Genomic DNA, 19,429 nt, shown 5'->3' on the forward strand with positions numbered 1-19,429 from the left:
ATGACCCGACCGTTTCCGCTGCGCCCCCTGCTGGTGCTGTTCATCCTGCTGTTGACCGCCAATGCACCCGCCCCCACGCTCGACCAGGTGCTGGCGCACAGCGATGTCACGCCCGATCCGGCATTCCGCATCGGCACGCTGGCCAATGGCATGCACACGATCATCCGCCACAATGCGACCCCCGCGGGCACGGCGATGGTGCGCCTGGTGGTGCAGACCGGGTCGCTCGACGAACGCGAGGATCAGCGCGGGCTGGCGCACTTTGTCGAACACATGGCGTTCGAAGGCAGCACCCATGTGCGCGAAGGCGAAATGATCAAGCTGTTGCAGCGCGATGGCCTGGCGTTTGGCGCCGATACCAATGCCTTTACCACATTCGAGCGCACGACCTATCAACTCGATCTGCCGCGCGCCGATCCGGCACTGCTCGACACCGCGCTGATGCTGATGCGCGAAACCGCCAGCGAACTGGCCTTTGCGCCCGGCGCGGTGGCACGCGAACGCGGGGTGGTGCTGTCGGAAATGCGCGAAGGCCATGGCGTCGCGCTGACCGACTGGCAGGACATGGCGCAATTTCTCTATCCGCAGGCGACCTATGTGAACCGCCGACCGATCGGCACAGAGCCGGTCGTGGCGAGTGCCGATGCCGCCACGCTGGCCGCATTCTGGCGCGCGCATTACCGGCCCGAACGCACCACGCTGGTGATTGTCGGCGATTTCCCGGTGGCGGCGATGGAGGCCGCGGTGGCGGCACACTTTGCCGACTGGCAAGCCGATGCGGCGCCAGCGCCGTCGCGCCCCGATCCCGGCACGGTCGATCCCGACCGCGCCGATCACGTCGACATCCACCTCGACCCGGCGCTGAGCGAGCGCGTCACCGTGTCGCGCCATGGCGCCTGGCTGGACGAGCCCGATACGATCGCCATCCGCCGCCGCGCGCTGTTGCGGCTGATCGGGTATCGCGTGATCAACCGCCGGTTCCAGAGCCTGGCGCGGCGCATCGATCCGCCGTTCCGCGCCGCCGCGTTCGGCACCGGCACGGTGTTCCATATTGGCCGCACCACCAATCTGGTCATCGACAGCCGCGATGGCGCGTGGCGCAAGGGGCTGGTGGCCGCCGCCGCCACGTTGCGCCAGGCGCTGGCGCAAGGATTTACCCACGCCGAAATCGACGAACAGCTTGCCACTCTGCGCACCGGGTTCGAAAACGCGGCGGCAGAGGCCGACACGCGATCGAACGGCGCGCTGGTGGCGGCGGCGCTGGCGCTGGTCAATGAGGACAAAGTTCCGGCTTCGCCTGCCGATGCGCTGGCGCGGTTCAACGCCTTTGCGCCGACAATCACCCCGGCAATCGTGCTGGCGGCGTTGACCGAAGACGCCGTGCCGTTGACCGCGCCGCTGATCCGGTTTCAGGGGCGGCGCGCGCCAGCGGGCGGCGATGCCGCCTTGCGCGCAGCCTGGGCCGAAGGGCAGACCGCGCCCGCGCAGGCGTTTGCACAAGTGGCAGGCGCATTCGGCTATGATGCGTTCGGTATGCCCGGGACAGTGGCAAGCGACCGGCGCGATCCGGCGCTGGGCATCCGCGAAGTACGGTTTGCCAATGGCGTGCGGCTCAATCTGCGCCACACCGATCTCGATCGGGATCGCGTGCGGATCAGCCTGGCCGTGGCGGGGGGCGAGGCGATGGCCACGCGCGCGCATCCGCTGGCGGTGGCGATGGTGCCGATGCTGGCGCAAGGCGGGCTGGGCAAATACAGCGCGGACGATCTGCAAACGCTGCTGGCGGGCCATTCGGTTGGCGGCTCGCTGGCGGTCGACGGCGATGCTTTTGTCGGCGGGGCAACCACCACGCCGCGCGATCTGGCGCTTGAATGCCGTTATCTCGCCGCACTGATCACCGATCCGGGCTATCGTCCCGAAGCCGAACGCAGCTATCACGAATCGGTCGCCAATCTGCTGATCCAGCGCGATGCCACCCCGCAGGGCGCGCTTGGCGCCGAACTGGGCGGGATCGTCACCGACCATGACCCGCGCTTTTCGCTGGCCCGGCCGGCGGCCTATCAGGCGCTGACGTTCGCGCAATTGCGCCAGACGATTGCCGACCGGCTGGCACATGGCGCAATCGAGATCGGCATGGTCGGCGATCTGGACGAGACCGCCGCGATTGCCGCCGTCGCCCGCACGTTCGGCGCACTGCCCGCGCGAGAGGCGGAATTCCGCGTCGATCCCGTCGCGCTCGATCGCCGCTTTACCGCGTGGCGCGGCACATTGGCGGTGTGGCACAAGGGCCCGGCGGATCAGGCGATTGTGCGGCTGGAATGGCCCACCACCGACGATTATGACGAACGCCAGACTCTGACGCTCGACCTGTTGCAGGATATCGTCACGATCGCGGTGCAGGACACCCTGCGCGAGACGATGGGCAAGACCTATTCGCCCGGCGCATCGTCGAACCAGTCGGATTTCTGGCCCGGCTGGGGCACCTTCGCGATCGAGGCGGCGGTTGCCCCGGCCGACATCGCCGCCACGCGTGCCGCCATCCGCAAGACCGTTGCCACGCTGATCGCGGCGCCCGCCGATCCTGATCTGATCCGGCGCGCCCGCGCGCCGCTGGTGCAACGCTATGACAACGGGTTGAAAGGCAATGGCGGCTGGCTGTCGCTGGTGGCCCGCGCACAAGGTCGGCCCGAACGGATTGCCCGCTTTCTGGCAGCGCGCGATATGATACAGACGATCACGGCGGGCGAAATCCAGGCCGCTGCCGCCCGGTTTGTGCCACCCGATCGCGCGGTCGAAGTGCTGGTGGTGCCCGCTGGCGACCAACAGGCGAAATAGGACCCCGATGACCGACTGTGCCGATATTCCCGCCACCGCGCTGGCTCCGGCCTTTGCCAGCGGCGCGCTGTCGCCGGTCGAGGTGATCACGGCGGTGCTGGACCGCGCGGCGGCGTGGGACGGCGATCTGGCGGCGACTTATGCGCTCGATCGCGAAGGCGCGCTGGCGGCGGCGCACGCGGCCGAAGCGCGCTGGCGCAGCGGCACCGCACTCGGCCCGCTCGACGGCGTGCCGGTCACCGTCAAGGAAATGATCGCCACCAGGGGCGTGCCCACGCCGATGGGCACGGCGGCCAGCGACCTGACCCCGGCCCCCGACGATGCCCCCACCCCGGCGCGCCTGCGCGAGGCGGGCGCGGTGATCTTTGCCAAGACCACGGCGCCCGATTTCGGCATGCTGTCATCGGGCCTGTCGAGCTTTCACCCGCTGACCCGCAATCCCTGGAACCTGGCGCGCACGCCCGGCGGGTCGAGCAGCGGCGCGGGCGCGGCGGCGGCGGCCGGTTATGGCCCGCTGCACGTGGGCACCGATATTGGCGGGTCGATCCGCCTGCCGGCCGGATGGTGCGGCATATTCGGGCTGAAACCGTCGAACGGGCGCGTGCCGATCGATCCGCCCTATCTGGGCAGGGTGGCCGGGCCGATGACCCGCACCGTGGCCGATGCCGCGCTGATGATGACCGCGATCACGCGGCCCGACGCGCGCGATTTCACCAGCCTGCCCTGGGCAGACCTGCCGTGGATGGATCTGGACCGCGATGTGACGGGCCTGCGCATCGGCGTGATGACCGACGCCGGGGCGGGCACGCCCACCCAACCGGCAGTGCGTGCCGCGATCGAGACCGCCGCGCGCGTGTTCGAGGCAGGCGGTGCCATGGTCGAACCGGTGGCACCGTGGCTGACCCCGGCGATGTTCGACGGGTTCGACACCTTTTTCCGCACCCGGTTCTGGGCGGTGACGCGCGATCTGCCGCCCGAACGCTATGACCGCATCCTGCCCTACATCCGCGCCTGGGTCGAAGGCGGGGCCACCGCCAGCGGGCTCGATCTCTACAACGGCTATCAGCAGTTGATGGCGATCCGCGAAACCGGGGTGCGTTTCAGCCAGCGGTTCGACTATGTGCTGTCGCCGGTCGCGCCGATGCCCGCCTTTGCCGCCGAACTGCCCGGCCCCAACAACGATCCGGCGCGCCCGTTCGACCATATCGCCTTTACCATGCCCTACAACATGACCGAGCAACCCGCCGCCTCGATCGATTGCGGACAGACCGCCGATGGCCTGCCGATCGGCTTGCAGATCATCGGGCGACGGTTCGACGATCTTGGCGTGCTGCGCCTGTCACACTGGTTCGAATGCGCACGCGGGCCCTGGCGAGCGTGGCCACGGCCTTGCCCTTCGGCGCGGGTGGAGGCATAGGGCGCGCGACTCCTTGATGAAAGAGTGCGAACGATGAAAGTGCGTGTCCATGTCAGCCTGAAGAACGGCGTGCTCGATCCGCAGGGCCGCGCCATCCACCACGCGCTCGAAGGCATGGGCTTTGCCGGCATCAACGATGTGCGCGCGGGGCGGCTGATCGAACTGGACGTGGCCGACACCGTCACCGACGCCGCGCTCGACGACATGTGCCGCAAACTGCTCGCCAACCAGGTGATCGAAAACTACCGTATCGAAAAGGCCTGAACGATGGGATTTACCGCCGCCGTCATCACCTTTCCCGGATCGAACTGCGACCGCGACATGGCCGTGGCGGTCGAAACGATCACCGGCGGCACGGTCCACCGCGTATGGCACGGCGATGCCGCGTTGCCCGACGGGCTTGATTTCATCGCGCTGCCGGGCGGATTTTCCTATGGCGACTATCTGCGTTCGGGCGCGATGGCGGCGCGTTCGCCGATCATGCAGGCGGTGATCGAACAGGCCGCGCGCGGCGTGGCGGTGCTGGGCGTGTGCAACGGATTTCAGGTGCTGACCGAGGCCGGACTGTTGCCCGGCGCCCTGCTGCGCAACGCGGGCCAGCGGTTTGTCTGCCGCGAAGTCGCGCTGACCGTGGGTACCAGCCAGTCGCTGTTCACCAGCGGCTATTTCAAGGATCAGCGCATCACCGTGCCGGTGGCGCACCACGACGGCAACTATTTTGCCGATGAAGCCACGCTCGACCGTCTCGAGGCCGAAGACCGCGTGGCGTTCCGCTATGCCGAACCGGTCAACGGATCGCAGCGCCAGATCGCCGGTGTGCTGAACACTGCGGGCAATGTGCTGGGCATGATGCCCCACCCCGAACGCATGATCGAACCCGCCCAGGGCGGCAGCGATGGCCGGGTGCTGTTCGAAAGCGTGCTGCGCGCGGTAGGCGTTACCGCCTGATCGTAAACTTTGCTGCCTAAGCCAACGCACCGCGTGCGGATCGGGCTTTCGCGCCGACCGGCTTTGCCGCCACCAGGTCATAGGCCTGCGCGGCGGGCATCGGACGGCCGAACAGATAGCCCTGGATCTTGCGGCAGCCGAGCTGGCGCACCATCGCCAGTTCTTCCTCGGTTTCGACCCCTTCGGCGGTGGTCGACATTTCCAGGCTGTCGGCCATCGCCACCACCGCGCGCACGATGGCCAGGCTTTCGGCGTTGAAGCGCGCCGCCCCCTGGACAAAGCTGCGGTCGACCTTGATCGTCGAAAAGCGGATCTTGCGCAAATAGCCGAGCGAGGAATAGCCGGTTCCGAAATCGTCGAGCGCCACCCCGCAGCCCAGCGCGATGATGCGGTTGAGCGTTTCCAGCGCCACCGTGCCGTCGCGCAGAAACACGCTTTCGGTTACTTCGATTTCCAGCCGGTGCGGCGGCAATCCGCTGGCCGCGAGCGCCGACACCACGGTGTCGGCAAAGCCCGCTTCGAGCAGTTGTTCGCCCGAAACATTGACCGCGATCTTGATCGGATCGGGCCAGCGTGCCGCTTCGAGGCAAGCCGTGCGCAGTGCCCATTCACCGATCGGCACGATCAGCCGCGCATCTTCGGCCACCGGGATGAACCGCGCCGGGCTGACATGGCCATGGTCGGCACTGTGCCACCGCGCCAGCGCTTCGAAACTGAGCACCTGGCCCGAGGTCGCATCGACCACCGGCTGATAGACCAGCGTGAATTCCTTGCGTTCAAGCGCGTGGCGCAGCGCGAATTCAAGCTGGCGACGCTGTTCGGCATCGGTGTGGAGCGAGGGTTCATAGCAGAAATGCGTGCCCCCGCCTTCGTCCTTGGCGCGATAGAGCGCCAGATCGGCGTTGCGCATCAGCGTTTCGACCGTGGCACCATCGCGCGGCCCGATCGCCGAACCGACACTGGCACCGATGTACAAAGTGTGATGGTCGACCAGATAGGGCTGTGACAGGCCCGCGATGATGCGCTGGGCGACGGCATGGATCGTTTCGCTGTCGGCGCCCTGACCCAGCACCACGCCGAATTCATCGCCGCCCAGCCGTCCGCACAGCCCGGCATCGCCGACATAGCTGCCCAACCGTTCGGCCACGCGTTCAAGCAATTTGTCGCCGATCAGGTGGCCAAGCGTATCGTTGACCGCCTTGAACCGGTCGAGATCGATCATCAGGAACGCACAACGGCTGCGGAATTGATCGGCACGGCGCATCGCGGTGTCGAGCGCTTCGGTCAGTTGCAGGCGATTGGGCAGCCCGGTCAGGGTGTCGAACCGGGCGAGATAGGCAATCTGTTCCTCGCTTTCGCGGCGCTCTGTGACATCGGAGCCGACCCCGCGAAAACCCACAAAAGCGCCGTTTTCATCAACCCGCGGGCTGGCCGACAGTTCCCACCAGCGGTGCTGCCCCTTCAGCGTGACCCGCACCATCAGGTTCGAGAAACTTTCGCGCCGCTTCATCCGTTCGGCCAGATCGTGCAGCGAGGAATGGAAAAATCCGGTCTCCCAGCTTTCGCCCGCAACCAGTTGGATCAGCGGTTTGGCCTCGACATCATCGGGTTCCTCCCCCAGCGCAAAGGCAAAGCGCGGTGACACATTGCGCACGCGGCGCGTGGCATCGACTTGCCACAACCAGTCTGCCTCACCCTCTTCGAATTCGCGAAGCAACAGCGAAACCACTTCGCCTTTGTCGAGCAAACTGGCCTCGGCCAGCTTGCCATCGAGGAAATTGCGTGCCGTCTCGAACGCGCCGACCGCGACGAATACCTGAAAACACGCCGCAACTGCTGCGGCGATCGCCTCGCCATGGGCCATGAAGGCGCCGATCCCGGCCAGGCCGAGAATCGCCACAAACGCCTGCGCGCCCAGCGGGACGGCGGCAAAGGCAAAGCCCATGCCCGCCATCTGCATCGCCATGATCGCCCAGATCACCCCGGTTTCGGTCTTGCCGAGCCAGGGCACGAATACCACGATCGGCAGGGCCCAGACCAGGGCCAGCCCCGCCGAACCCAGTGCCTGCAGGCGGATCTGTCGCAAACCGACGCGGCGCTGGTCGATCGGGCACAATTTGCGATCGAACAGCAGCGTGGCGATCACCGCCATCACCAGCAAGACCAGCCAGCCGATGGCAAGCATCGCCCCGACCGAATCGCGCAACACCTGCACCATCAGCATCGCGCCCAGCGCATGGGCCAGCACACGCGGCACGATCAGCCGCGACAGGCCCGCGAATTGCAGGCTGCGCAGCCGCCCCCAGTCGCCTTCAGCGGGATCGGTCAGCCCCAGCACCGCGCTCCACGCCAACCGCGCCGGCAACGCCGGTTTGGCATGGTCGGCAAGATAGGCGACGGAGCGGGTGCGCGGTAAGCTGTTCACCCGCGCAGTCTAGCCGGGAAAGCTTGCCCAATCGTAAGAGTCTGACTCGAAACGCGCAAAAAAGCGCGTTTCAAAGTCGGCACCGGCCGGTTCTCCGGACCGGATCATTCCACGGTGACCGATTTGGCCAGGTTGCGCGGCTGATCGACATCGGTGCCTTTGGCCACCGCGACGTGATAGGCCAGCAACTGCACCGGCACGGCATAGACCAGTGGCGCGATCAGCGGGTGCACTTTGGGCATCTCGATCGTGGCAAGGCAGCCCTCGCCCGCTTCGGCCAGGCCTTCGGCATCCGAAATCAGCACGATCTTGCCGCCACGCGCACGCACTTCCTGCATGTTCGACACGGTCTTTTCAAACAACGGCCCCGACGGCGCCAGCACGATCACCGGCACTTTTTCGTCGATCAGCGCGATCGGCCCGTGCTTCATTTCGCCGCTGGCATAGCCTTCGGCATGGATATAGCTGATTTCCTTCAATTTCAGCGCGCCTTCAAGCGCCAGCGGATAGTCCGGCCCACGCCCGAGATAGAGCACGTCGCGCGCCGGGGCGATCAGCGGGGCGATCGCCGCGATCTCTTCGTCGTGCGCCAGCGCGGCGTTCAGCGCGGCGGGCGTCTCGTCAAGCTGGCCGACGATCTCGGCCTCTTCGGCGTGGCTGATCAGCCCGCGCTTGACCGCCAGATGCACCGCCAGCGCGGCCAGCACGGCCAACTGGCAGGTAAACGCCTTGGTCGAGGCAACACCGATTTCGGGCCCGGCATGGGTCGGCAGCAGCAAGTCGGCCTCGCGCGCCATCGTGCTGGTGGGCACGTTGACGACCACCGCGATGGTCTGCCCGGCGGCCTTGCAATGACGCAGCGCGGCCAGCGTGTCGGCGGTTTCGCCCGATTGCGAGATAAAGATGGCCAGGCCGCCCGGTTCGAGCACGGGGTCGCGATAGCGGAATTCGCTGGCGACATCGATATCGACCGGCAGGCGGGCAAAGCGTTCGAACCAGTATTTGGCGACCATCCCGGCATAATAGCTGGTGCCACAGGCGACGATGGTCACCCGGCGAATGCTGGTCAGATCAAAATCGATCTGCGGCAACGACACGACTTGTTCATAGCGGCGCAGATAGGACCGCAGCGTCTGGGCCACCACGATCGGCTGTTCGTAGATTTCCTTCTGCATGAAATGGCGGAAATTGCCCTTTTCAATCGCTGCCGCCGTGGCGCCCGAGGCGACGATCGCGCGCGTCACCGGGGTGTTGGTGGCATCAAAGACATCCGCCCCGTCGCGGGTGATCACCACCCAGTCGCCTTCTTCAAGATACGTCACCCGCTGGGTCAGCGGTGCCAGCGCCAGCGCGTCAGAGCCCAGGAACGTTTCGCCATCGCCATAGCCGACCACCAGCGGCGATCCCAGTCGCGCGCCGATCAGCATGTCGGGATGGCTGCGAAATGCGATCGCCAGCGCAAACGCACCGCGCAGGCGCGGCAGCACCGCCTTGACCGCGTCTTGCGGCGACAGGCCCGCCTCGACTTGTTCGGAGACCAGATGGGCGACCACTTCGGTGTCGGTTTCGCTTTCAAAACTGCGTCCGCGCGCGATCAGTTCTTCGCGCAGCGCGCGAAAATTTTCGATGATGCCGTTGTGCACCAGCGCCACTTCGTCGGTGGCATGGGGGTGGGCGTTGTTGGTGGTGGGGGCGCCATGGGTGGCCCAGCGGGTGTGGGCGATGCCGATCGTGCCCGGCGCGGGATTGCGCGCCAGTTCAACCACCAGATTGTTGAGCTTGCCCTCGGCGCGGCGGCGGATCAGGTGCCCGTCTTCGACGGTGCAGACCCCGGCGCTGTCATAGCCGCGATATTCCATCCGGCGCAGGCCGTCGACCAACCGGTCGGCCACCTGATCCTTGCCCACAATACCGATAATTCCGCACATTTTTCAATGCCTTCTCAAGAGAAAACTACAATGTATAGGGCACCCGGATGCCCGGCATGGTGGCCGGAAAGGCCCTGGTGTTGCGCGTGACCAGAATGCGCCCCGAAGTCTGGGCAGAGGCCAGCACGACCGCTTCGGCGAGATCGAGCCCCCGCCACGATCCGCGCAACATCGCGGCCCGCCGGGCGATCTCTTCGCTGAGGTCGATCACGCTGAAACAGGCGAGAAACCCTTCGATCCGCGCGGTATCATCGGGCGCGGCGGCGGTGATCAGATCGATCCACGTCAACCGGCTGATGAAGCGCCGTGCCACGCGCAGCAATTCGCCCTCTGCCCCGGCAATCCCGCGCAGCGCGTCGATCAGGATATCGCGATCGAACACCGCCTCGCTCATGGTTCGCCCGATCCGAAGGGTACCGGACGATCCTTCCAGATGCCGAAATAGCGCTCGATCCCGCTGGCGCGCGCCGCCTCGCGATAGCCGGCCACTGCCTCGCGCAGCAGCGCGGCGCGCGACGCACCGCGTTCGGCCGCGCGCCCGTCGAGCCAGTGCAGATCGTCATCGGGCAAGTCGGCAAGAATGCGAGTCATGATGATATCGCGATATCATATACTGATATCATGTCAAGCGGACCGCTATCACTTGTTGGCTTTGTACCAGGCGAACGTGAACGCCGTCTGTCCGGGCCCGTGCGCCGCCAGATGCGCCAGCCGGTCCATCCCTTCACCTACCGAGGGCACCACCCCCGCCACGACCGGCCACAGCACCATCGACGGTGCCAGCGGCACAAACCAGTCGGCGCGTCGCGCCAGCACTGCGCGATGGTCAGCCTGGCGATAGACAAACCGTTCCAGCGCAGGAACATCGCGCCACACGGTCAGGTTGATCACCAGATCGGGATCGTTGCGCGCCAGGTCGGCGGCGGTGCGGTCGTCGGCGTCGTTGACCAGCCGCCACACAAAGCCGTCCGCCGCCTCGGCCATGGCGTTGACTTTGCCGATCGCGGCAAAGAACGCGGCGTTTGCGGCATCGCCGTGCGGCCGCGCAAACCGCGCAATGTTGAATTGCGCGATCGGCATCACCCCTGGCTTTTCTTGTCGGCTTTTTTCTTCTTCATCGCGTCGTGAAACCGGTCGGCCCAGCCGGGCTTGACCAGTTGTTCGGCGCGCACCAGCCGCAGTTCGCCATCGGACACATCGCGGCTGACCGCGCTGCCGGCCGCCACGATCGCATCGGCACCGATCCGCACCGGGGCGATCAGCGCCGAATTCGACCCGATGAAGGCGCGTTCGCCGATCACCGTGCGGTATTTGAAATAGCCGTCATAATTGCAGGTGATCGTGCCCGCGCCGATATTGGCCTGCGCGCCGATGTCGGCATCGCCCAGATAGGACAAGTGGTTGGCCTTGGCCCCTTCGCCCAGGCGCGCGTTCTTGACCTCGACGAAATTGCCGACGCGGCTGCCTTTGCCCAGATCGGCGCCGGGCCGCAGGCGGGCAAACGGGCCGACCGAGGCGCCGCCGGCGACATGCGCGCCTTCGATATGGCAAAAGGCATGGATCACCGCATGATCGTCGATCACCGCGCCGGGGCCGAACACCACGTTCTGTTCGATCGTCACATCGCGGCCGACCACGGTATCCCAGGCAAACCACACTGTTTCGGGCGCCACCAGCGACGCGCCATCGGCCATCGCGACCAGTCTGCGGCGTGCCTGCCAGCGCGCCTCGGCAGCGGCGAGTTCGGCGCGGCTGTTGATCCCGGCCACTTCATGATCGTCATCGGTCACCACCACCGCCGCGCGGCGGCCATCGGCCAGCGCAATATTGACGATGTCGGGCAAGTAATATTCGCCTTGCGCATTGTCATTGCCGACCCGCGCCAGCAGCGCAAACAGGTCTTCGGCGCGCGCCGCCAGCAGGCCCGAATTGCACAGCCGACACGCGCGCTCGGCCGCAGTCGCATCCTTGAATTCGACCATCTTGCGCACCAGACCATCCTCGGCAATCACGCGCCCATAGGCCAGCGCATCGTCGGGTTCGAAGCCGAGCACGACCACCGCCGGGCTATCGTCGGCATGCAGGCGGTCGAGCATCGCACGCATCGTCTCGGCGCGCACAAACGGCACATCGCCATAGAGCACCAGCACATCGCCCGAAAACCCGTCGAGCGCGCCCTGCGCCTGTTGCACCGCGTGCCCGGTGCCATGCTGCGGGTCCTGCACCGCGATCGTTGCCTTATCACCGACCGCGCGTTCCAACTGGTCGCGGCCACTGCCAACCACCACCACCTGGCGTTCGGGCGCGAGCGTGGCGGCGCTGTCCATCAGGTGCAGCAGCATCGGGCGCCCGGCAATCGGGTGCAACACTTTGTGAAGATCGCTTTTCATGCGTGTGCCCTTGCCCGCGGCAAGGATAACGATGGCAAGTGGGGCGGCGTCGGTTGCGGAAACAGGCTGGGTCATGGCCGCAGTCCTTGCCAGCATTTTCTTGCAGTTTCCAGAACGCTCGGGCAGTCGTGGCGACGATGGATGATTTTCCCTATGACGTGGTCGGGTTCGATCTCGACGGCACCCTGCTTGATACGATGCAGGACCTTGGCCATGCGCTCAACCACACGCTGTCGCTGATCGGCCGCCCGGCGATCCCGATCCCCGAAGTGCGCGGCCTGATCGGCGGCGGCACCGGCCAGATGCTGCGCGCGGGCCTGGCACGCACCGGCGGCATTGACGAAGCCAGCCTGCCCGACCTGACCGCCAGGCTGATTGCATTCTATGCCGACAACATCGCGCGCCACACCGCGCTCTATCCCGGTGGAGAGGCGATGCTGGCCGGGCTGGAGGCACGCGGCGTGCGCATCGCGGTGGCCACCAACAAGCGCGAGGATCTGGCCCGGCGGGTGTTCGACGAACTGGGCCTGACCCACCGCCTGGCCACGATCATCGGCGGCGACACCCTGGGCGAAGGCCGCGCCAAGCCCAAACCCGACATGCTGATCGAAATGGTCCGCCGCACCGGCGCCCGCCGCGCAGCATTCGTCGGCGACACCACCTACGACATCGGTGCCGCGCGCGCCGCCGGGCTGCCGGTGGTTGCGGTCAGTTTCGGGTTCAACGACATGCCCCCGCACGAACTGGGCGCCGACGCGGTAATCGACCATTTCGACGCGCTGATCCCCACGCTGCAACGCCTTGGCCAGGCAGCCGCCTGACGGTTACCCACAATCCCCCTTTTCATCCGCGCCGCGCCCGCTATATGCGCGCATTCCGTTGGGGCGTCGCCAAGTGGTAAGGCACCGGTTTTTGGTACCGGCATTCGCAGGTTCGAATCCTGCCGCCCCAGCCAGCAAGCCATGAATGTGTCGGAATGCGTGAGGTCTGACACGAGCTGGCATTGGCTGCTGCCGCGTCGGCAAAGCTGCCACCCAGCACAATTCGCCACTTGGCCAAGACTTTAGTCGCCCTGATCGCCCACACTCAGGCGGTATAGGTGATGTAAAAGGCCGAACTCCATTTATGACGGGACCGGCCATCAGGAATGACCGGCAGGGGGGACGAACCGGAACGGCAGGTTCCGAAACCCACTGGGCCATAAGCTGCTGTTCCCTCGGTTGGCGCCACAGGCGGCTCCCGACCAGACTCAGTCGTTCATTAGTTGGCCCGTGAATGTCTGGTCTCGCTGAAACCGACCATTCAGATGCAATGGGGCAGTTGCGTATGTGTGTGAGCCGCGGAACTGCTCGTCAGTCGCTTCGCGTTTAAGCCTCGAGCTGTGCCCTGAGAGTCCAGTTGAACCCCCGCGATCGTCGCGTACAGGGTAGGGATGGCAAAATTTCGGGTATGCGCTCTTGTGTAATGGCTCGGCATATACCATTTTCTACGCAAATACCGGCGTTTTGCTGGTCTATACGAGCTTGAAGAGGAAAACCGGACAAGGGTGGCGCACTGCCATCATCGCGTGGATCGCGCCAATTGGACTGATCACCGGAACCATCGTGTTCAACGCCAGCATTCACGTTCATCTGAGTGCCCCAGCAACGGAGATTACCATGGTAGCACACGTAGATTCAAAGGTGCACGGTGAAGCGAGCGCGAGCGGTGGTCCTGGTTGGCGCTGATCCACGCAAATGATGGGGTAACCCACTCACGGTTTTTCTAATCAAGGTATCGCGCGGCGGGTTCAATTCCTGCCACCACCGCCAGCTTTCGGGAGCCCGCCTGACTAGCGGGCTCCCTTTATATTACCTGGAGCAGATGTTTCCGACCAACTTACGATGTTTCGATCCGGCTCCGGACTGTCAGCTCAAACCGGAACAGGTCAGTAGGAGACTTGACCACTGGCAGTCGGCTCCGAGCCAATTTCGTCCTCCGGATGGTGATTGTTGCTGCTTCAAAGCGGATGGCGCGACCTAACGTTCAAAGGCTTGGCAGGCTGATTTTCAGTTATCCCAAAAGGCTCGCATTAGCGGGAGGCAGATCGTCAACATATTGAGCCGCGAAGAGTTTGGTTACGGACTCCCCTGGCTCCCTGCCGAAGCGGTTTTTGATGAAGCGCTCTTGGGATGTGTCACGGGCGCCTACAAAGTATCTCGCCCTACCAACAACCTTCTGATTCACCTTGCGGACCAACTCCTTTTGAAGCGCACAAATTTGGTTGTAGGTCTGCTTGTTGTTCGTTGCGACGAATAGCTTTGTTGGGCTGATCGGCATGGCAATGTGTCCGTCAGGTTTGCCTATGCCGTTGGAGATGATAACCGGCTCGTCTGATATGAGGAACGCCCCGCTGTAGATCTCTAGCACGCTCCAGTTCATTTCGATGATATGCTGGCCGATCTCCTCATTCTGGATTGCGGCAGGGAGCATGTGAAATGCGGCCTTTTCTGGCAGCGTGGGATCATTGATAGCTATCCATTCCTCGTAGGTCGGTGGATCTTCCGGCTGTTTCATCTCATCGTATTTCGCCTGAGCCTGGACGTTCGGTCCAAGGCGGTTGTAGGTGGCGCTGAACCCAGCCTTATAAGCAGCTAGGTTGTCTGGGGTGCGTATGGTGAGAGATTGGATGAGGACTATCCACGCGCTACGCTGATCGGAATCCAGTTGGTGGAATTGGTCCCTATCGAGCAACATTTTGTGGGCGATGGAGGCGCGATCATCAATCGTCTTCATCAGCGTTTGCTCGATCACTTGAGCGTTTTCAGGCGGGAGCATTGGCATCTCATATAGGCGCCGTTGGAACCCCACTGCGCTGGGTGGCCTAAAGTCAGACACGACTTTGCCGATAACGGGCTGGGTATAGCGATACAGTTTGCCGCCTACGGTCCACTGCTCGAGAAGGAACTGTGGGATGTAGTGGTGGTCTATCGGAGGGTTATTTGAGGTCATGCCCACTCTTTACCACGAGGCATTAGAAAGCAAAAAGTCCTCAGTCTTTAAGGCCGCAGGCTGCTACGATCGGGCGTTCCGCCATCCGGCGGCACCCGACCAAATTATGACGCCGTCCGCTTCAGCCATAGCGTCCATTTTTGGTGGAAAGTGGGCATTCAGTTAACTCGCTTGAGGCTAAAGCCATCGGGCGTTTCGCTCTGGACCGATGCTTCCTCAGCCACGCTCGAGGCAATGTTGCGCGTCATCTGGACGCCTATCACCTCTATCTCAGCCCATGCTGGATGATGCTCAAACACATTCCAAAGGATGTTTAGGGGATCGGAACCGGGATTGAACACAGCACTATTCTGATCGATGCGGGCCGAATGTTGTTCGAACCAGATGCGGTTATCGACAGTATCGATAATCCAAACTGCATCCGACACACCGCCCGTGTAGGAAGGCTCAAAGACAACCAAGACTTTCATCATCCCCTTCTATCGCGCGGACGAATTGCCGCAAGTGGGGCGCGATCGGACAGTCGAATTTGTCCACGTGACCTAGCACGCGACATGATGGGGTTGACCGTCATTCAGGGCAATTTGGTTGTCCCTTGCCCACTGGACCCGGTGCGGGCGGTTGTTTCTTTTTGCGCAGGTGGTTCTCGACGAAGCGCAATTGTGCGTCATTGTTGCCGATCACGATGTCGACCGCCCGCGCCACAACGTCACGGTTTACCCGGCGCACAAGCTCCTCGTGTTGCATTTGCAAAACGGTCTGTGCCTGCTGTTCAACGTTTGTTGCGAGGAACAACTTCGTGGGGGATATTGGAACGGTGAGAATGCACTTTGCATCCTTTAAACCGGATGAGGTCAAGAACGGGCGGTCGCAAGTCAAGAGCGTATGCCGGGCTTTTATGACTTCGACCACGTGCCAGCGCATATTTATTATATGTGAGCCAATGCCCTCATGGTCGATTAATCCCGGGAGAATTGTTTTGTGAAAATTATCAAGGATATGTGGCTCATGCCGCTGCATATACTGATAAAGCGTGCTTGGATCCTCCGCCTTGCGAAAGGCATCATACTCAGCGTCGGGCCTGCTTAGCAGGTTTTGGAGCGTGTTGTTCGCAAGCGCCGAGACTTCGCGGAGGCCAAATGGGCAGCGCAGATGCATAGACATAACGAAGCGAGCCCAAGCGATACGATGTTTTTCCCCTAAGGACGCACCGTCGCCATTAAGGAGTAGATCGCGTGCCAAGGATGCAGACGTGTCAACTGGCTTGAAGAACTGATCTTCTATATAGTCAGATATATCGTCCGGAACTCCGTAATGGGTATATAAATCTTCTTCATAGCCGATAGCCTGAGGGTGATACCGTTTAGCCACGACCTTGTCATACGGCCTTGTGTAGGCGGTTACCCGTCCATCGCATTCATCGACCCATGCGCTCGTATAAAATGACGGGTTGAAATGGTGCTTTCGAGATTTTTGACGCACCCGCGCATTCACGTCCCCAGCCTTCACAACGATCACCGCCCGGCCAGTATCCGCTCTATGGCCGCTGGATTGGCGGCGATCTTGTCGAAGGCGCTTTTGGTCATGGCGTCATTCACGTTCAAAAACTGTCTTTCAGTCGCTTAGTCAGTGCGGCCAAGCCATTGCGCTCGGCTTAGGTGAGGTTGGCGCGTTCATTCTTGCAGAGCACCGTCGGGAGGAATACCGGCATATTATCCCCTGTCGAAACAGGTTATCATGCGGTAGTCACCTTTCCAACTCCCGAAGGCTTTCGATGCCCCGTAACGGCTGTAAATGGGGCATAAGCCGCCAATCGTCACCACATGGGGAATGACCGCAAAGTCCCAGACCCCGTCTTTCCGGTGTACTGCGACCGTGGTGAACGACCGACAGGTTTCGATGGTTTGACCTCCGGCCCTGAATGTCGGCTTTGAGGGCGGATGCTCCACTAAAGCCTGGCCGCACTGCTCGCGCGGCACCAATGCGCAATTTGAACGGCAACGACCGCAAACAGAATCAGATCAACGGCACCGCCCTGCCCGCGCGGTGATGCAGCATCGCGTCCAGCACGCTGAGTGCGCGGGCCAGCCGTGGTCTGTCGAGGCTGCCGCCGATGGACAGGCGCACGGCCTGGCGATCATCGGCGGGACCGGCGCGGAACTGTTCGCTTGAAACGCACGAAAGGCCCATCGTCTGCAGTGCGTTGACCAATTCGAAAGGCCGTGTTTCGCCATCGAGCGGGACCCAGATGTGATAGCCACCGCGTGCCGCACGATACGAACCCGCAGGCAGGATCTCTGTCACCAGCGCCTGGCGCGCCAGACATTCCTGGCGCACTTCATCGACCAGCGCTGCCCACGTGCCGTTGCGCAACCACAGCGTGCAGACCGCGGTGTTGAGCGGGGGCGGCATGATCGTCGTTTCATGGGTGTCGGTCGCCAGACGCAGGGCATCGCGAAGTTGCGGCGCGCGAAGATAGGCGATCCGCAGTGCCGGCGAGATCAGCTTTGACAGGCTGGCAATGTGCCAGGTCCGTTCGGGCGCCAGTGCCGCCAGCGGTTGCAGGTTCAGTTGGCCGAGGCGGGAATAGGGATCGTCCTCGATGATCAGGACATCATGCCGCCGCGCAATCTCGACAATGCGCATGCGGCGCTCGGGCGTCAAAGTCGCCGTGGTCGGGTTTTCGTTTTCGGGAACCAGATAGATTGCGCGAACAGCCGTCCGCGCGCAGGCATCCGCAAAAGAATCCGGATCGATGCCGTGATCATCGGCGACCAGGGGAATGATCAGGACATTGCGCCGCCGGCATATGGCAGACCAGCCCGGATAGACGAACGGGCCCGTGCACACCGCATCGCCGGGTTCAAGAATGGCGCTGGCGATGGCGTGCAACGCGGTCTGGGCTCCGCTGGTAACCAGCACGGTGTCCTCACCCGCCTCGATCCCGGCAGCCGCGAGCCACTCCGCGCCGGCCAGGCGATCTTCGGCAGCACCGCCGGCAGGCTGGTACTGCATCCTGTTGGCGGCAGCCGGGCCCTGCAATACTTCATGCAATGTTCCAGCAAACCGCGTCGCAAACATGCTGCCCACCGGGATCGGCGGCAGGTTCATCCCGGTGTCGAACGGGGGCACTTCGGCGGAGGGGCCAAACGGGGCCGGCTCGCGGACAAAACTGCCGCGGCGCCCTTCGGCATCGATCAGGCCCTGACGGCGCGCCTCTGCATAAGCGCGCGAAGCGGTGCCCGCGTCAATCCCCAGTGCATCGGCCAAGGCGCGTTGCGGCGGCAGCCGGCTGCCCACCTGCAACCGGCCGGATTCCAGATCACGCCTGATCGCGCTGCAAATCGCGAGATAGACCGGACCATCGTCCTGATCGATCACGGGGAGCCAGTTTTGTTTCGAACTTTGCATTGACTTTGTATGCATGCAAACCCCATATGATGCAACAAGTGATTCCCGGCATTCCCCGCAGACGGACATGCGCCATGACACGTGAGACTATCAACGCCTACAGCAAGAGCCAGCGGATCTTCTATTGCGGCGCCAAGGGGCTGTGCCCCTGCTGCGGAGAGGCGAGCATGTTTCGAAAATGGCTGAAGCTGCAAACCAGATGCCCCAAGTGCGGCCTCGATTACAGCTTTGCCGCACCCGATGACGGCCCGGCGTTCTTTTCGCTGTGTCTTGTCGCGTTTCCACTGTCGTTTTTTGTGGTGTGGCTGCAAATAACCTTTGATCCCCCGTACTGGGTTCACCTGCTGACATCATTCCCGTTGATGGGGATCGGGTGCGTCGTGCCGCTGCAATATATCAAGGGCTGGCTGGTCGCCTCGCAATACGTGAACAAGGCGATGGAGGCCGGAACCGAGAAACTCTGGGCCGACCTGGAGGCACGGGCCGCACACAAACATGATTGAGGCGATGGCGCGCGGCGCCGCGCCCGGCACGATGCAATTGGGGTTGGCGCGCGACTTCGTTGCCAAATACTTCGTGGCGATCCAGCGCGCCGATCTTGCCTACATGGTTAGCCGCGGCAAAGCCGACGATTTTGTTGAAATGCAGGCCGCGCTCGGGTTGCTGGACGCGCACATGGACACAATCGCGCGCTATGAAGACGCGCTTGCCCAATATGCCGACCCGGCGTTTTGGGACCAGTCCCTGTCCGGAGGTTCGCTGGCCACTCACGACAACGGCGAGATGGCTCGCAATGTGCTGTCTGGCAGGCCCGCATTCTACCACCGGGATTAGGGTCCGCGCATGGCCCCCATGCGGTGCCCCGTGCCCCGGCCAACGTGCGCGCCGGCCACTCCACGAAACCTCTTTCCATCGCTGCGACAACCGACTAGATGCCCCCATGCACCCCGGGGGGCCGCTGACGCGCGGCTGAGAGGTGGTCAGCAGACCACGACCCGCTGAACCTGATCCGGTTGACACCGGCGTAGGGAGGGCTCGCGGCTGGTCCCCAACAGGCTGGTTCGTCGTCCCTCCAGTGGAGTGG

17 protein-coding genes, 1 tRNA gene and 1 riboswitch are annotated in these 19,429 nt (G+C 63.6%); of the genes, 8 read left to right on the forward strand and 10 right to left on the reverse strand.

Annotated features, from left to right (window positions below; all coding sequences use genetic code 11):
• From AQZ49_RS15635 to purQ, 4 genes are read left to right on the forward strand one after another with little or no spacing between them, the layout of a single operon-like run.
• Positions 1–2,835 carry a M16 family metallopeptidase gene (locus AQZ49_RS15635; RefSeq protein ID WP_067617540.1) on the forward strand — a complete coding sequence of 945 codons (2,835 nt, stop codon included), beginning with the start codon at positions 1–3 and terminating at the stop codon, positions 2,833–2,835.
• Between the two features lie 7 nt (positions 2,836–2,842).
• Complete coding sequence (locus AQZ49_RS15640; RefSeq protein WP_067617543.1) at positions 2,843–4,252, forward strand: amidase; 1,410 nt, start codon at positions 2,843–2,845, stop codon at positions 4,250–4,252.
• A 33-nt stretch (positions 4,253–4,285) separates the two neighbouring features.
• The gene (purS, locus tag AQZ49_RS15645; protein WP_067617546.1) at positions 4,286–4,516 is read left to right on the forward strand and encodes a phosphoribosylformylglycinamidine synthase subunit PurS; all 231 of its coding nucleotides are present in this window, start codon (positions 4,286–4,288) and stop codon (positions 4,514–4,516) included.
• Between the two features lie 3 nt (positions 4,517–4,519).
• Entirely contained in the window at positions 4,520–5,200 is a 681-nt protein-coding gene (gene purQ / locus AQZ49_RS15650) for a phosphoribosylformylglycinamidine synthase subunit PurQ (protein WP_067617549.1), read from the forward strand.
• Positions 5,201–5,216: 16 nt separating this feature from the next.
• On the opposite strand, the gene AQZ49_RS15655 is transcribed toward purQ, so the two are convergent.
• The 6 genes from AQZ49_RS15655 to glmU all read right to left on the reverse strand — a co-directional run bounded on the left by AQZ49_RS15655 (position 5,217) and on the right by glmU (position 12,039).
• Positions 5,217–7,625, reverse strand: coding sequence for a putative bifunctional diguanylate cyclase/phosphodiesterase (locus tag AQZ49_RS15655; protein ID WP_067617552.1), 2,409 nt, complete (start codon positions 7,623–7,625; stop codon positions 5,217–5,219).
• A 104-nt stretch (positions 7,626–7,729) separates the two neighbouring features.
• Complete coding sequence (gene glmS / locus AQZ49_RS15660) at positions 7,730–9,553, reverse strand: glutamine--fructose-6-phosphate transaminase (isomerizing) (protein ID WP_067617555.1); 1,824 nt, start codon at positions 9,551–9,553, stop codon at positions 7,730–7,732.
• Between the two features lie 25 nt (positions 9,554–9,578).
• On the reverse strand, positions 9,579–9,947 hold the full coding sequence (locus tag AQZ49_RS15665) for a PIN domain-containing protein (protein WP_067617558.1): 369 nt from the start codon (positions 9,945–9,947) through the stop codon (positions 9,579–9,581).
• The gene (locus tag AQZ49_RS15670) at positions 9,944–10,144 is read right to left on the reverse strand and encodes a ribbon-helix-helix domain-containing protein (RefSeq protein WP_067617562.1); all 201 of its coding nucleotides are present in this window, start codon (positions 10,142–10,144) and stop codon (positions 9,944–9,946) included. Before AQZ49_RS15670 ends, AQZ49_RS15665 begins: the two co-directional genes overlap by 4 nt.
• 48 nt (positions 10,145–10,192) lie before the next feature.
• Positions 10,193–10,633 (reverse strand): DUF3291 domain-containing protein, encoded by a 441-nt coding sequence (locus AQZ49_RS15675; protein WP_067617565.1) that lies wholly within the window; start codon positions 10,631–10,633, stop codon positions 10,193–10,195.
• The gene (gene glmU / locus AQZ49_RS15680) at positions 10,633–12,039 is read right to left on the reverse strand and encodes a bifunctional UDP-N-acetylglucosamine diphosphorylase/glucosamine-1-phosphate N-acetyltransferase GlmU (protein WP_067617568.1); all 1,407 of its coding nucleotides are present in this window, start codon (positions 12,037–12,039) and stop codon (positions 10,633–10,635) included. Before glmU ends, AQZ49_RS15675 begins: the two co-directional genes overlap by 1 nt.
• Positions 12,040–12,080: 41 nt before the next feature.
• On the opposite strand from glmU, the gene AQZ49_RS15685 reads away from it, so the two are divergent.
• Positions 12,081–12,764 (forward strand): HAD family hydrolase, encoded by a 684-nt coding sequence (locus AQZ49_RS15685; RefSeq protein ID WP_067617571.1) that lies wholly within the window; start codon positions 12,081–12,083, stop codon positions 12,762–12,764.
• Positions 12,765–12,823: 59 nt separating this feature from the next.
• Positions 12,824–12,898: transfer RNA gene (locus tag AQZ49_RS15690), tRNA-Gln, on the forward strand.
• Positions 12,899–13,995: 1,097 nt separating this feature from the next.
• Here the strand turns inward: AQZ49_RS15690 and AQZ49_RS15695 are convergent.
• The 4 genes from AQZ49_RS15695 to AQZ49_RS15710 form a co-directional block, all read right to left on the reverse strand.
• Complete coding sequence (locus tag AQZ49_RS15695) at positions 13,996–14,934, reverse strand: DUF4238 domain-containing protein (protein WP_067617574.1); 939 nt, start codon at positions 14,932–14,934, stop codon at positions 13,996–13,998.
• A gap of 158 nt (positions 14,935–15,092) precedes the next feature.
• On the reverse strand, positions 15,093–15,407 hold the full coding sequence (locus AQZ49_RS15700; protein WP_067617577.1) for a hypothetical protein: 315 nt from the start codon (positions 15,405–15,407) through the stop codon (positions 15,093–15,095).
• Positions 15,408–15,504: 97 nt separating this feature from the next.
• Positions 15,505–16,452 (reverse strand): DUF4238 domain-containing protein, encoded by a 948-nt coding sequence (locus AQZ49_RS21915; protein WP_082701826.1) that lies wholly within the window; start codon positions 16,450–16,452, stop codon positions 15,505–15,507.
• A gap of 498 nt (positions 16,453–16,950) precedes the next feature.
• Positions 16,951–18,315 carry an aminotransferase-like domain-containing protein gene (locus AQZ49_RS15710; protein WP_231739267.1) on the reverse strand — a complete coding sequence of 455 codons (1,365 nt, stop codon included), beginning with the start codon at positions 18,313–18,315 and terminating at the stop codon, positions 16,951–16,953.
• Positions 18,316–18,419: 104 nt separating this feature from the next.
• Between AQZ49_RS15710 and AQZ49_RS15715 the strand changes: the two genes are divergently transcribed.
• Positions 18,420–18,848 (forward strand): DUF983 domain-containing protein, encoded by a 429-nt coding sequence (locus AQZ49_RS15715; protein ID WP_067617586.1) that lies wholly within the window; start codon positions 18,420–18,422, stop codon positions 18,846–18,848.
• Positions 18,841–19,179 (forward strand): hypothetical protein, encoded by a 339-nt coding sequence (locus tag AQZ49_RS15720; protein ID WP_067617588.1) that lies wholly within the window; start codon positions 18,841–18,843, stop codon positions 19,177–19,179. The genes AQZ49_RS15715 and AQZ49_RS15720 overlap by 8 nt, the downstream gene beginning before the upstream one ends.
• A 104-nt stretch (positions 19,180–19,283) precedes the next feature.
• Positions 19,284–19,393, forward strand: a riboswitch (TPP riboswitch).
• Positions 19,394–19,429: the final 36 nt, after the last annotated feature.

The sequence above is a fragment of the Novosphingobium sp. FSW06-99 genome (assembly GCF_001519065.1).
Taxonomy (GTDB): domain Bacteria; phylum Pseudomonadota; class Alphaproteobacteria; order Sphingomonadales; family Sphingomonadaceae; genus Novosphingobium.